Source organism: Thioclava sp. IC9 (assembly GCF_002213225.1).
GTDB classification, from domain to species: Bacteria; Pseudomonadota; Alphaproteobacteria; order Rhodobacterales; family Rhodobacteraceae; genus Thioclava; species Thioclava nitratireducens.
Window position 1 is genome coordinate 613,031 of the sequence record NZ_NBNX01000001.1, and the last position, 13,015, is coordinate 626,045.

Genomic DNA, 13,015 nt, shown 5'->3' on the forward strand with positions numbered 1-13,015 from the left:
TATGCCGCTCACCGTTTCGGCGCGAGACGCGAGACCCATGCCTCGCTCGCGGCGGAAATCTCGGTAAATGCCTTGCGATGAGCCTCGATCGGCTCGCGGTACGGGTCGGCGATCCCCTTGCTGCCCATCCATTGATCGAACAGCATCACCCGCCCGCCCAGTTGCGGCGCGCGGCGCGTTATCTCGCGCTTGTGGCCAGCCTCCATCACGAGGATCAGCTCGTGCTCGGCCCCGATCTCGGCGGTGAACTGGCGCGCGACATGGCCGTCGAGGCTCAGCCCGTTTTCCGCGGCGACCTCGCTCATGGTCTCGTCCGCGCCCGCGCCGACCACCGCGCCGATTCCGGCAGAGGTGACCTTGCACTCTGGCAGTGCCGCAGCGAGAAGCCGTTCGCCCACAGGCGAGCGACAGATATTTCCGACGCAGACGACGAGGATGGATCCGACTTTCGCCATCGCTCAGTTCGCCAGTGCGGAGGCCGCGCGAGCGGTGCTCAGCGTCGGCAGGATGTTGGAGACCACACGGTTCCATTTCGCGACCGGCGCGGTCGTGACATAGACGACGTCCTGCGGGTGCAGGAAGAATTTCGTGCCTACGACAAAGGCCGCTGCGCTCGACGTATCAAGCTGGAACACCACCACGCCGCTCGGCGTGTCACGGAACACGAAGACGCCGCGCGCATCGGCCTGATTGGTGTTCAATCCGCCGACAGCGGTGACGGCTTCGGTGAGGCTCACGTCGTCCTTGGTCAGGTCGATCGGACCGGGCTTCACCAACTGCCCGAGCAGATAGGCTTCCAGCTTCGTCGCGCGCTGCACCGAGACGACATCGCCATTGCGCAGTACCGGGTTGTTGGAGGCGATCCCCTGATTGAGGAAGGCCTGCAAGTCCACCGCGTAGCTGCGCCCGCCGCGGCGCACAAGAACCCGACGCGCATCGGCGGCATCGTTCAGACCACCCGCCTCGTTGATCGCATCGAGCAGCGTGAGCGATTTGGAGGTCAGCGGGATCCGCGCAGGCTTGCCGACCTCGCCGGTGACCGACACGGTCTGCGAGTTGTAGCCCACCACGCGCACCGAAACCTGCGGCGAGGGGATGAACTCCTTCAGCTTGCGCGAGAGATCGGCACGCACCTGTTCGGGCGTCCGGCCCGCGGCGCGCACGTTGCCGACGTAGGGATAGTAGAAAGTTCCGTCCGAATTGACGCGAAGACCACCCTCGGCGGGCGTCCGGGTCGAGCCTGCGGGCGAGGTCAGTTCGGGATGTTCGTAGACGACGATATCGAGCAGATCGCCCGGCCCGATGCGGTAGTTCCAATAGCCGTTCGAAGGCAGGGTCGTGCGCCCGCCGCTCAGATCGGAGGGCGCGCCGAAGGTGGAGACGTTGGCGAGGCTCAGCCGCACAATCGCGACATCGCCCGCTGCCGGATCCTCGACGGAACTGACGTTACGGGTATTTACAGGGAAATTCGTGGTCGACGTGTCGCAGGAGGCCAAAAAGAGCGACGCGCAGAGCGCCACAAAAATCCTCGTCACTGCCCCCATCGTGCCCTCCTGAGCCTCTTAATCCAAGCTTCTGATCCGTTCCGGCCATGCGGTCGGGACCGGGTTTCGTCTAGCGCCTCTGAATAGACAAGCTGTCGCCGTTTTCAACCGTCCAATCGCGTCGAGGCGCGATTCTGGCTCAAATCACTCAACCTGACAGCGAGCCCCCACCCGCTGGAACCGCGTGAACTCCGCCCCGATCGTTTGAGCATACGCGCGACAGGAGCTCATCCTCATTGGTCGCGAACGCATTGGTCGCGAACAGGTGAGTGAAGTTTTCTGACGTTTTTCGCCTAACGCGAGTCAAAAGCCGTTGACCCTCCGGAAAAAAGTTAAGTATCCCTGTCGAGCAAGAGTATCCGTACGATTATCGATATTTTTTACGATGACGCGTTAGCGGAATATTAACATCTGCCGCCGCGATAATATTTTTTTCATGCAAGAGGGCAGTGTATGATTGGCCTTGAATATGTTGTGACGGCTTTCCTGGCATCGTTCCTGATGGCGGCCCTCATCGTTGCAACAAAGAGTTTTCATGGCAAGCTCACGCTCGACGGCGATCACGGCATCCAGAAAATCCACGCGGCCCCGACCCCGCGGATCGGCGGCTTTGCCCTTCTGGCAGGTGCGTTGGTTGCGGGTCTGACACTGGATGCGCAGACACAGGCGCTTTGGTGGACGATCTGCCTCTGCGCGAGCCCTGCATTCGGCTCCGGGGCGATCGAGGACATCACCAAGAAAGTCTCCGCCAAGTGGCGCCTGCTCGCCACCGTATGTGCGGGGCTGATTTTTTGCCTCGTGTCCGGCTACCACATTGAACGCGCGGATATCCCCGGGCTCGATTACCTGCTGCGCTACCCGGCGTTCGGGATCGCACTCAGCGCCATCGCTATCGGCGGGATCGCCAATTCGCTCAACATCATCGACGGGGTGAACGGGCTCGCCTCCGGTAGCGCGATCATCGTCTTTTCTGCTTTCGCGGTGATCGCCGAGCAGACCAATGACGGGCCGATCTTGGCGATCTGCCTGCTGATGATCGGCTCGATCGCGGGATTCTTCGTGATGAATTTTCCGGCCGGAAAGCTGTTTTACGGTGACGCCGGGGCCTATGCGACAGGGTTCGTACTCGCCGTGATCGGCATCGTCTTGCCCGCCCGCAATCCCGAGATTTCACCGCTGATCGCCGTGCTCGCGCTCGCCTATCCGTGGATCGAGACGGTCGTCTCGATTCGCCGCAGGCTGAAGCGCGACGGAACCCATCCCGGCGCGGCGGATCGGCTGCACCTGCACAGCCTCGTCTATCGCAGCCGTGCGAAGCGAATTGCCGAAGCGCTCGGACATCCGGAGATGCGCAATCCGATCACCTCGGTCGTTCTCTGGTCACTGAGCCTGATCGCGTGCTCCATAACCGTGATCAGCGCGACTTCACCCGCATCCCTCGGCGCGGGGGTCGGCGTGGTTTTTGTCTGCTACATGCTGATCTATCGTCGCGTCGCGCTTGGCAGCAAGCTTCGTCGTGCAATGGCGACCGCGCGCCGCGCACGGATCGATATGTAACGCGAGAGCTCACGCGCATCACCTCGGAATCCGCGCGTCTTCGCCCGGCGTATTCCAAGCGATGGGGCCGAGCGCCGACCGGCGCGTCGAGTCTTACCTATCCTGCGCGGATCGGCGCTCGTCACCACCCTGCCCGGGCCCAGATCGGCCCAAACGATTCCCTAATTGGCCACCTCGCGATACGGCGCTTCATCCTGCACAGGCGCAATGCTCTCCCAGAGCATCATCCACACCAGGGCCGCGAGAGGAAAAATCGCGAGTCCTGTCAACATCGGCTCCTACCCCAACACTCAAACACTCGTCTTATGATTATCATATCATAACTCGAGCGAATCAGTGCGCATTTGTAAGGTCTGGAGCACTGTCGATTTGGATAGTTTTGCAGCGTTCCCCTGTGGTTAGGCGGAATCGAAAAGGCCCCGCTTCAAGCGAGGCCTTTCGAAAGATCACGGATCGCGCGGATCAGTTGGTGCCGTTGGTTCCGTTGGTCCCGTTAGTGCCGCCGCTGCCCATAGCAGCTGCCGCGAGGCCGACGCCAACGATCACCGCAACGACCGGGGTCGCACCGCCGAGGTTGCTATTCGCCGCCGCCGTGCAGGATACCACGGCCTCACCTTTATTATTGTACACAGCGTCGACCACAGCCGTGTCGCAAACATTATTCGCTTTTGCCCAGGCAACGAGCGCGTCGTGGCTAAGATTGGCCGGCGCTTGCAGGTTCTGGGCCGCACCCGGAAGGGCACCAGCAAGAGTGGCTGCCACTACAACGGCACCCGTAAAGAACTTCGTCATCGAAACCTCCGATCAGGTTGGGATAGGTAAGACATTATTATCTTACATTAATCTTTTGGTGAACCATAGGGTTAATTGATACCCGAGGCCCATTCAGTTTAGTCGAGCACGCCGATCGCGATCTGCCCCACAGTGGGGGAAACCCATTGCCGCCCGGCCTGGATCCGTCCCGTTTCATCGGTCCAGTAAATATTGGTTATTGCCATCTTCGGATTGCGACATTCTTCTTCGTGGCGCAACAATTTCAGCCCTGCGAGGGTTTCGTTTCCAGCCGCAGTCATCTTGCAGCCGAGCAAAACATAGTCCGCATGATTGTCCGCCGTAAGGAAGCGGTAGGTCCGGCGATAGGCGTCCATCTTGGCGCTGCGAAGGGCGGCGAGCGTCGGCCCCGAATCCGCCGCCATCAGATCGTCGCCCAAGCCGCGGGTCGCGACCACCACGCCCCGATCGACCGACACGGTGATATCGTCTCCGGACCGCCAGGTCTCGACGGTGCCATTCCGCCCGGCCAGAGACAGGGTCGCATTCGCGTCGCGCGACGGAATCACAACTTCGAGCCCGCGCTTCGGAACTGCTCGCGTCACCACCTTCACGCCCACACCTTCGCCATTCGTTGCGGATCGCACGGGCGCGCCCTGCCCCACGGCCCCTCCGCCCGGAAGCGTCATCGTGTTGCCCAGTTTGTCGAATTGCGCACAGCCCGCGACCGCCAGCAGCGCCGCGCCGAAAACAAGTGATCTCATCGCCAGAACCGCTCCCAATTTCCGTCGAAGGAGGCGGGCTGATCTTCGCGCACCATCCCGTAAAGCCTGTTGGCCACACCCAACCGCGCCCCGCCGTCGCGCACGATCGGCTGGATCACCGTCGAATAGCGCTGCTTCGTCGGCTGCCCGGTCGCCCAGTGCAGCGGGATGGTGATCATGAAGCCCTTGTCGAACGAGCCCTCCCCGAAATCTTCCGAGGACACATCGGTCTTCGTCGCATAGACCCCGACTTTCCAGCCATTGTCGAAAACGCGCGAGAAGCTCAGCGTCGCGCCCCAGTCGCCGGCGAGGTAACGGCCGACATCGAGCTGCGTATAGAACTGGTCGGTGAACTGATAATAAGCGGACAGATGGCCGGTCGTGACCTCGTAGTCGCGCAGATCGAAGCGCTGGTCGTAGCCGCGCTGGCGTACCCGGTTAAGCTCGGCCCCCAAAGCAAGGCGGCTGTGTTCCGGCGCCCAGAGAAGCTCGGTCGAGACACCCGCGAACATCGGCTCCAGATAGCCGGCGGTCACACGCCCGAAGAGATCGCGTCCCGGACGGAAGAAATAGGCCCCCGTCAGTTCCGGAATCGTCGGACCCGACCCCTTGTAATAGAGCCACGCATCCGAGCGCACATGCGGTAGCACCGAATCCGACGGCCGGTTCGCCTGATCGAGATTGCCGATCACCTTCTGGTTCACGCGCCCCGACAGCAACAGACCTGGCGCGATCTCGTATTGTGCCTGCACGCTTACACCCAGATCGGCGCGCAACGGATCGTCCGGGTCGAACAGGCCCGGAAGCAAATAAGGGCCGACACCCCAGGAAAAGCGCGGGTAGGTGCCGGGCGCGACCGGCAGCCGAGGGGGCGCGCCGTCGATCTGTGCATGGGCGCGCATCAGTTCGCCGCCGACGGGGTGGAATTCATAGGCTTCGAGGTCGTCCCGACGTATTGTCGTGGTCGAGACGGGCTGCGAATTTTCCGACAGGGTGATCGCGAAGCGATCAACCATAGCAGGGGCCTGCGCGCTCAGCACCCGCGCGGCGCGCCCGAGCGCTTCGGGCGGCGCGTTGTATCGGTCGTTGCGAATCTGGATCGCAAGGGTGGAGCCGCTGAGCTTTGCGCCTTCCAGCACCAGTCCCTGTTGCGCCAAGGCCGGGCGCAGCTTCGCCGTCAGATAGGCCGGATCGTTCGTCCAGCTTTGCGCCGCCTCGACGCCCGCGCGCGGTACGACCGGCGGCGGTGCATCTTTCAGCCCGCTCGGATGCGCGTTGTGCTTTGGGTTCAGCGCGTAGCTCAATTGCACGCTGAAATCGGTTCCGTAGAGATAGCCCGCCGTGATCGAGGCCTGAGCGTTGATCTTGTATTGCGCGGCGATGTTGACCGGGGATTTGCGATCGAAGGTCGGACCGTCCTCGCGCGTATAGGCGTCGGAGGAATATTCCGCCATCAGCCGCAGCCTGTCCGTCGCCTGCCATTCGACACCCGCAAACAGTGCCGCATCCCCGGTAAACCATTGCTGCGGCTGGAACGTCCCGCCCTGCGCCCCGGTGCGATCTCCGCGCGTCTTGAAGTGATCGCTCAGCACGCCCAGCGGATTGTCGAAGCCGTTATTCGACCCAAGCCGCCCCCAACCGATCCCCGCCGTCGCGCGCAGTTTCGGCGAGATCGACTTGGTCGCCACGACATATTCCCCGGAATAGACCCCGGTGCCGGTCATGTCGTTGATGCCGAACGCCATCGCAGGCCAGAAGCGCCCCTCGTCGAGGAACCGATACTGGATCGAGAAGCTGCGATCGTAGAGCGTACCGCCGCCCATGTAGTTCTTGATCGTCGAATATCGGAAGCCAGCCGACAGGCGCGGCGTGATCTGGAACGCGGCCGAGACGCGCGTCTGTCCGGCGAAGGCGAAGACATTGAAGCCAAGCTCCGCATCCTCGCGACTGCCCGCGACGGGCATGTCGATCAGCCCCGGAATGCCATAGCTGTTATAGCCCCAGGCCCTGTCGGCCGATTGCGCGCAGGCGGGGCCGAAGCCGAGACCCGCGAGCGCACTGCTCGCCATAGCAAAGAAGAGAAAACGGGAGCGGTAGGGGCGCGCCAACATGTCAGGAAAATCCGCCTCGGTCACAATCAATTGGAGACCTAGCAGAGAGTCGCACTCCTCTGAAACGCGAATTGCTGCTTTTCCAAGGAATTGTCACCGATTTGCACTGCCGGGCGGCGACCCGCCGCCGAGCACGTGCTATTCGCCCACTGCGCGCATGTAGACATCTTCGTAGCGGACGATGTCATCTTCCCCGAGATAGGCCCCGGTCTGCACTTCGATCAGAACCATCGGCATCATTCCGGGGTTTTCGAGCCGGTGCGTCTCGCCGATCGGAATGTAGACGGATTCGTTTTCCGTCACGAGGCGCGCTTCCTTGCCCAGCGTCACGAGGGCGGTGCCCTGAACGACGATCCAATGCTCGGCCCGGTGGTGGTGACTTTGCAGACTGAGCGCCGCGCCGGGCTTCACCGTGATCCGCTTCACCTGAAACCGATCGCCGGTGACGAGGCTCTCGAACCCGCCCCAGGGTCGGTGATCGCGCGGGAAGTCTGTCGCCTGCGCAGCCTCGCGGGCCTTGAGCGCGTTAACCGCCGCTTTCACATCCTGCGCGCGCGAGCGATGCGCGACGAGGACCGCGTCGGGCATCGCCACCGCGATCACGTCCTCGAGCCCGATCCCGACCATCTGTAGCCGCGGATCTTCCGAGCGCAGCAGGCTGTCGCGGCAATCGATCGCGGTGGCAGCGCCCGACAGCGCCACCCCGTCGGAACGCGCAGCGGGGGCCGCGCGGCGCACCGCCTCCCAGTCGCCCAGATCCGACCAGCCCGCCTGCACCGGCATCACGGAGACGCAGCCCGCGCGTTCCATGATCGCGTAATCGATCGAGATGTCGGGCGCATCCCCCCAGGTATCCGGGTCGAGTCGCAGAAAACCCAGATCGGCGCGCGCGGCAGCGAATGCCGCCTCGACGCGCGCGAGGAGGCTCGGCGCATGGGTTCGCGCGGCTTCGAGGATCGCGCCCGCGGAAAACAGAAAGAGGCCGGAATTCCATAGGTAATCGCCGCTTTCATAGAGGGCGCGCGCCCGTACGAGATCGGGCTTTTCGATGAACCGGACCAGGGGCACGGGGCCGCCGACGCCTGACTCCTGAGAAGGTTCGAGATATCCATACCCCGTCTCGGCCCGGTCGGGGGTAATGCCAAAGGTCACCAACCGCCCTCCCCGCGCCGCAAGCTCTGCGCCTGCGATCGCCTCCTGAAACGCCTGCGCATCGGCGATGACATGATCCGAGGGCGCGACCAGCATCAGCGCCTCCTCCCCTGCCTCGCGTCGGAGCCAGAGCGCCGCGGCGAGAATGGCGGGGGCGGTGTTGCGCCCCTCGGGCTCCAGCATCACCGCGCCGGGATCAATGCCGACCGCGGCAAGCTGCTCGGTCGCGATGAAGCGGAAGTCGGATTGTGTGAGCACCAGCGGCGGCGCGAAACCCGCGCCCGACAACCGCTCTGCCGTCGCTTGAAACAGTGTTGCCGGCCCTGTCAGTTCGGCGAATTGCTTCGGATAGCTGCGCCGGGACAGCGGCCACAGACGCGTTCCCGACCCGCCCGCTAGAAGAACCGGAGTGATCATGTGCATCCTCCCCATCTCGGCAGGTTTCTCCTGCCATGTCGGAGCTTTGCACGGTCATTCCTAACGTTACGTTAACGACGCTCGGAACCACTTTGGCGCGCATTTTTACGCACGAATTCGCCTTGTCAGATTGACTTGTCAGGCCCTATCCATCAGTCAGCAAAGCACACCCCGGTTGGACAAAAGGCCCAAGCCATGACCGATCAGAGCCCGGCCCGCGCGTGGCATGTGGCGCAGTTCAAGCCCAACAGCGCCGCGATCGCCCGGCGTAATCTGGAGCGGCAGCGGTTCGACATTTTCCTGCCGACGGTCGAGACGACGCGGCGCCAGTCGGGCAAGTTCGTGACCCGCAGCGCACCCCTCTTTCCGGGCTATCTCTTCGTGCGCGAACAGACGAAATCGGCGCGTCTGGGCGCGGTGAACGGCACGCAGGGGATCACGCGGCTCGTGGCGCTCGCGGGGCGTCCGACGCCGGTGCCCGATGCGATGATCAAGGCGCTGCGCGCGCGCTGCGACACGCAAGATCAGCTACAGCCGCTGCCGGATTACGCGCCCGGCGACGAGGTCACGCTGGCGACCGGTCCCTTCGCGGATTTCGTGGCGACGGTCGAAAAGGTCGATGCCGAGAAACGGGTCTGGCTGCTGCTGGATTTCATGGGCCGCGAGACCCGGATCAAGGCGACATCCGACGTCTTGATCTGAGACTCTCAATTACCGCGGCAACCTAGCCTTTGTGCTGTTCATAGGCGGCCAAAGCGCGCGCGCGCCCCTCTTTCAGATCAATCAGCCGTTCGGGGTAATCCTGTTCCGGCGACAGATGCCAACTCTCTGGGATCGCTTCGAAATAATCCGTCGCCGTCTCGGGCGGATTGGCCTGCCCCTCGGCGATGAAATCCTTCCGGTAGCGCCCGTCCCTGTCGAATTTCTCGAGCTGCGTCTCGGGGTTGAACACGCGGAAATAAGGCGTCGCGTCCGGCCCCGGCCCGGCCACCCATTGCCAGCCCATCGCGTTGCTCGCCGGATCCCAGTCGATCAGGCAATCCTCGAACCAGCGCAGCCCGACCCGCCAATCGGTCATTAGATGCTTGCTGAGATAGGAGGCCACGATCATCCGCGCGCGGTTATGCATCGTGCCGGTGACATACATCTCGCGCATCGCCGCATCGACGAAAGGCTCGCCGGTCATGCCCCGCCGCCACGCCTCGGCATCGTTATTGTCGCGCCGCCAGTCGAAACCGTTCCACTCTTCGCGCCAGTTGCGCTCGGCCATGTCGGGCCAGTGAAAGAACAGGTGCCAGGCGAATTCGCGCCAGACGAGCTCTTTCAGGAAGGTCTCTGCACCGGGGTTGCCCTCGGCCATCTCGCGATAACCGGCATGCCAGATCGTACGCGGGGAGATCTCGCCATAAGTCAGGTTTTCGGACAGGCCCGAGGTACCGCCCGAAGCGGGCACATCACGCTGCGTCTTGTAGGCCGAGAGGCGATCGCGCAGGAAATTCGACAGCCGCGACTGCGCGGCGCGCTCGCCGACATTGACATGTTTCGCAACGATGGCCGCACCGCGCCGCATCGCCGCTCCCATCCTCCAGTCGTCCAGCTTTTCGCTTCTTGGCCAATTACTTGGCGTGCGAAGTTCAGACACTGTCTTAACTTCCGGCGCGACATCCGTGCCCTTCACCGCGTTCCAAAAGGGAGTGTAAACCTTATAGGGGCCGCCGGTCTTGGTCTCCACCGTCCACGGTTCGAACAGCAGATGCCCGGTGAAGCTTTTTGCCTCGATCCCGTCGTCGGAGAGCGCGGATTTCACCTCCGTATCGGTGTCGCGACCCGGCTTGTCGTAGCGGCGCGACCAGTAGACCGCGCCCGCGCCCGTCTCCTCGATCAGCGCACGGAGCACCGTAAGCGGCGCGCCCTTGCGCAGGATCAGCTTCGAGTCTTTCTCCGAGAGGCTTTCCGCAAATGCCTCCAGCGCAAGACCGAGCCGCCATTTCGCCGCCGCCCCCAGGGCTTCGACCTGGTCGTCATGGATGAAGACCGGGATCACCGGGGCACCGGTCTTCGCGGCCGCCGCCATCGCCTCATGATCGTGGAATCGGAAGTCGCGCCGCAGCCATAACAGGACGGGGGTGTCACTCATGCTCGTCTCCTTTGCCTCCCTCTCCCTACGCGCCGCGCCCGATCCGGTTCAGTCGCGCCCAAATTTTCCGCATCCGCCCCGCTTGACCATAGCGCCGCACCGTCGAACCCGGCACTTCTGCCTAACGACCGTGCAAATGCCTCTTGCGAGGGCGAAAAAGCCGCTCTAGCGTTTTCACAAAACGAACACAAAACAGGGAAGATACAATGAAGACTTCTGCTCTCCTTATGGCGGGGATCGCCGTGGCCGCGCTGAGCGCGCCCGCGCGGGCCGCCGATCCGGACCTGACTATCTTCGATTGGGCCGGCTTCGAAATCCCGGGCCTGTTCCAGCCCTATATCGACAAATACGGCGACAGCCCGACTTACGCCTTCTACGGCGATGACGACGAAGCCTATCAGAAACTCGCCTCCGGCTTCAAAGCAGATGCCGCCCATCCCTGTTCGCAGATGATCTCGAAATACAAGGACGCCGGGCTGATCGAGCCCTGGGATGTCTCCAAGATCCCGGAGTTCAAGAATATCGACCCCAAATACCTGAACTCGAAGATTTTCGTCGATGACGACAAGAACGTCTGGTACCTGCCGACCGATTGGGGCGCGACCGCGATCGCCTACAATCCCGACAAAGTCGCGGCCGAGGACGTGGCCAGCCTCGATGTCTTCGTGAACCCGAAATATGCGGGCCGCACCTCGCTGCCCGACAGCTCGGACGACGTCTGGGCGCTGGCCTATCTGGCGACCGGTGTGACCGACTGGACCAATGTCACCGACGAACAGTTCAAGGCCGCCGCCGACTGGCTGCGCGAAGCCAACAAGAACGTGCAATCTTACTGGACCGACCCCTCGCAGCAGGCCCAGCTGATGGCCTCGGGCGAGGTTCTGGTCGCGTGGTCGTGGAATGACGGCGTCGCCTATCTGCAGGACGACAATTATCCGGTCGCCTTCCAGCGCGAGGCGAAAGAGGGCTCGTCGACCTGGTTCTGCGGCTTCGTGAACCTCAAGGACGGTCCCGGCTCGGAAGAAAAGCTTTACGATTTCATGAACGCATGGCTGCGCCCGGAGGCGGGCCCGGTTCTCGTCGACGAGATCGGCTATGGTCACACGAACACCGAGGCGATGAAACTGATCCCGCCGGAGCAGCTGGAAACGGCAGGCCTGACCGAGATCAACGCGCCTGTCCTCGCACAGACGCCGAACTCGCCGGAGCTGCGTGAAAAGCAACTGGCCGAGTTCGAGAAGATCAAGGCTGGCTTCTGATCACTGCGCCGAATACGTCACAACCCGAGGGCCGCGTCAGACGCGGCCCTTTCTAATTGCCCCCCTCGTGCTAGCTGCGTGCAACCGACCATTTGAGACCGACCATGATCCTCGACGCAGCCATTCTCATTCTCGCCCTGATCGTCCTTGCCGCGATGTTCCTGCCGCAGCTACGCGACCTGCCGCGCTGGCGCGCCATGGTGACGCCGCTGGCCTCGATCATCGGCTCGGGCTTCCTGGTGCTGGGGCCGATCCTAGAGGTGCGCTACGGCAGTTTCGCGCCGCTTGCGATGGCGGCCTTGTGTGGCTTGGGATGGCTGTTCGGCGCGGCCGTGCGCGCCAATATCCGCGCCGAGGACGTGCCCGACACCCGCGCCGTCAAGCGCATCGAAGAGGTGGCACAGCTCGCACTCGCCTTCGCCTATGTCATCTCGGTCGCCTATTACCTCAACCTGTTCGGGGCATTCGCGGTTTCGCTTACGCCGTGGAACACGGATTTCGCGGCGCGCGCGGTGACGACGACGATGCTCGCCATCGTCGCGATCGCCGGGTTCTCGGGCGGGTTCAAACGGCTCGAGCAGATGGAATATGCCTCGGTCGCACTCAAGCTCGCGATCATCGCCGGACTGATCCTCGGCCTTGCGGTCTATTTCGGCAAGGTCGCCGTCGCGGGCGATCTTGTGGTCGATGCGCCGACGCTGGGCCCGTGGGACTCTTTACGGCTGCTCTTCGGCCTGATCGTGACCGTGCAGGGGTTCGAGACCGCGCGCTATCTGGGCAAGAGCTACGATGCCGACACCCGGGTCGCTGCGATGAAATGGGCGCAGATGCTCGCGACCGCGATCTACATGGTCTATATCGCGCTGCTGGCTTACATCTTCACGCCCAACGCCCATAACCTGACCGAGACCGCGATCATCGACATGATGCGCGTCGTCGCCCCGATCCTGCCGGCCATGCTGGTAGCCGCGGCGCTGGCCGCGCAGTTCTCCGCTGCCGTGGCCGATACCGGTGGCGCGGGCGGTCTGATCGCGGAATTCTCGCGTGGGAAGATCCCGCAAAAGGCGGCCTACCCGGTGTTGATCGGCGCGGGCATCGTGCTGACCTGGACGACCGACCTGTTCCAGATCATCTCCTACGCCTCGCGCGCCTTCGCGGGCTATTACGCGCTGCAAGCAGTGCTGGCCGCACTGCAAACCGAAGGGACGAAGCGCCACGCGTTCTGGGCACTTGCTGCGCTTGGGGTTGCGATCACGCTTCTGGGCATCCCGGCCGAAGGCGACTGAGGCGCCTATCCGGCCAA

At 63.1% G+C, this 13,015-nt stretch carries 11 protein-coding genes; 4 read left to right on the plus strand and 7 right to left on the minus strand.

Going from position 1 to position 13,015, the window contains the following annotated elements:
- Window positions 1–8: 8 nt before the first annotated feature.
- Window positions 9–455 carry a low molecular weight protein-tyrosine-phosphatase gene (locus B6V76_RS02715; RefSeq protein ID WP_075776501.1) on the minus strand — a complete coding sequence of 149 codons (447 nt, stop codon included), beginning with the start codon at window positions 453–455 and terminating at the stop codon, window positions 9–11.
- Window positions 456–458: 3 nt separating this feature from the next.
- Window positions 459–1,544, minus strand: a complete 1,086-nt coding sequence (locus B6V76_RS02720) for a polysaccharide biosynthesis/export family protein (RefSeq protein WP_075776502.1) — start codon at window positions 1,542–1,544, stop codon at window positions 459–461.
- Window positions 1,545–1,997: 453 nt separating this feature from the next.
- Here B6V76_RS02720 and B6V76_RS02725 point away from each other — a divergent pair, with 453 nt between their 5' ends.
- The gene (locus B6V76_RS02725) at window positions 1,998–3,101 is read left to right on the plus strand and encodes a glycosyltransferase (RefSeq protein WP_088726590.1); all 1,104 of its coding nucleotides are present in this window, start codon (window positions 1,998–2,000) and stop codon (window positions 3,099–3,101) included.
- 462 nt (window positions 3,102–3,563) lie between these two features.
- On the opposite strand, the gene B6V76_RS02730 is transcribed toward B6V76_RS02725, so the two are convergent.
- The 4 genes from B6V76_RS02730 to B6V76_RS02745 form a co-directional block, all read right to left on the minus strand.
- Complete coding sequence (locus B6V76_RS02730) at window positions 3,564–3,893, minus strand: hypothetical protein (RefSeq protein WP_075776504.1); 330 nt, start codon at window positions 3,891–3,893, stop codon at window positions 3,564–3,566.
- Window positions 3,894–3,991: 98 nt separating this feature from the next.
- Window positions 3,992–4,636 (minus strand): YjbF family lipoprotein, encoded by a 645-nt coding sequence (locus B6V76_RS02735; protein WP_088726591.1) that lies wholly within the window; start codon window positions 4,634–4,636, stop codon window positions 3,992–3,994.
- Window positions 4,633–6,747 carry a YjbH domain-containing protein gene (locus B6V76_RS02740; protein ID WP_141104868.1) on the minus strand — a complete coding sequence of 705 codons (2,115 nt, stop codon included), beginning with the start codon at window positions 6,745–6,747 and terminating at the stop codon, window positions 4,633–4,635. Before B6V76_RS02740 ends, B6V76_RS02735 begins: the two co-directional genes overlap by 4 nt.
- A gap of 138 nt (window positions 6,748–6,885) precedes the next feature.
- Window positions 6,886–8,316 (minus strand): mannose-1-phosphate guanylyltransferase/mannose-6-phosphate isomerase, encoded by a 1,431-nt coding sequence (locus B6V76_RS02745; protein WP_088726897.1) that lies wholly within the window; start codon window positions 8,314–8,316, stop codon window positions 6,886–6,888.
- A gap of 195 nt (window positions 8,317–8,511) precedes the next feature.
- On the opposite strand from B6V76_RS02745, the gene B6V76_RS02750 reads away from it, so the two are divergent.
- Complete coding sequence (locus B6V76_RS02750) at window positions 8,512–9,018, plus strand: transcription termination/antitermination NusG family protein (protein ID WP_088726593.1); 507 nt, start codon at window positions 8,512–8,514, stop codon at window positions 9,016–9,018.
- A 22-nt stretch (window positions 9,019–9,040) separates the two neighbouring features.
- Here the strand turns inward: B6V76_RS02750 and B6V76_RS02755 are convergent, their stop codons facing one another.
- Complete coding sequence (locus B6V76_RS02755; protein ID WP_088726594.1) at window positions 9,041–10,453, minus strand: deoxyribodipyrimidine photo-lyase; 1,413 nt, start codon at window positions 10,451–10,453, stop codon at window positions 9,041–9,043.
- 206 nt (window positions 10,454–10,659) lie between these two features.
- On the opposite strand from B6V76_RS02755, the gene B6V76_RS02760 reads away from it, so the two are divergent.
- Both B6V76_RS02760 and B6V76_RS02765 read left to right on the plus strand, forming a co-directional pair.
- Window positions 10,660–11,712 carry an ABC transporter substrate-binding protein gene (locus tag B6V76_RS02760; protein WP_088726595.1) on the plus strand — a complete coding sequence of 351 codons (1,053 nt, stop codon included), beginning with the start codon at window positions 10,660–10,662 and terminating at the stop codon, window positions 11,710–11,712.
- 104 nt (window positions 11,713–11,816) lie between these two features.
- Window positions 11,817–12,998, plus strand: coding sequence for a hypothetical protein (locus tag B6V76_RS02765; RefSeq protein WP_199224693.1), 1,182 nt, complete (start codon window positions 11,817–11,819; stop codon window positions 12,996–12,998).
- Window positions 12,999–13,015: the final 17 nt, after the last annotated feature.

What these genes read in the sequence shown, in the direction of transcription:
- B6V76_RS02730 (WP_075776504.1), bottom strand. Translation starts at nt 3,893, where the DNA reads ATGACGAAGTTCTTTACGGGTGCCGTTGTAGTGGCAGCCACTCTTGCT.
- B6V76_RS02735 (WP_088726591.1), bottom strand. Translation starts at nt 4,636, where the DNA reads ATGAGATCACTTGTTTTCGGCGCGGCGCTGCTGGCGGTCGCGGGCTGT.
- B6V76_RS02740 (WP_141104868.1), bottom strand. Translation starts at nt 6,747, where the DNA reads ATGTTGGCGCGCCCCTACCGCTCCCGTTTTCTCTTCTTTGCTATGGCG.
- B6V76_RS02745 (WP_088726897.1), bottom strand. Translation starts at nt 8,316, where the DNA reads ATGATCACTCCGGTTCTTCTAGCGGGCGGGTCGGGAACGCGTCTGTGG.
- B6V76_RS02720 (WP_075776502.1), bottom strand. Translation starts at nt 1,544, where the DNA reads ATGGGGGCAGTGACGAGGATTTTTGTGGCGCTCTGCGCGTCGCTCTTT.
- B6V76_RS02755 (WP_088726594.1), bottom strand. Translation starts at nt 10,453, where the DNA reads ATGAGTGACACCCCCGTCCTGTTATGGCTGCGGCGCGACTTCCGATTC.
- B6V76_RS02725 (WP_088726590.1), top strand. Translation starts at nt 1,998, where the DNA reads ATGATTGGCCTTGAATATGTTGTGACGGCTTTCCTGGCATCGTTCCTG.
- B6V76_RS02750 (WP_088726593.1), top strand. Translation starts at nt 8,512, where the DNA reads ATGACCGATCAGAGCCCGGCCCGCGCGTGGCATGTGGCGCAGTTCAAG.
- B6V76_RS02765 (WP_199224693.1), top strand. Translation starts at nt 11,817, where the DNA reads ATGATCCTCGACGCAGCCATTCTCATTCTCGCCCTGATCGTCCTTGCC.
- B6V76_RS02715 (WP_075776501.1), bottom strand. Translation starts at nt 455, where the DNA reads ATGGCGAAAGTCGGATCCATCCTCGTCGTCTGCGTCGGAAATATCTGT.
- B6V76_RS02760 (WP_088726595.1), top strand. Translation starts at nt 10,660, where the DNA reads ATGAAGACTTCTGCTCTCCTTATGGCGGGGATCGCCGTGGCCGCGCTG.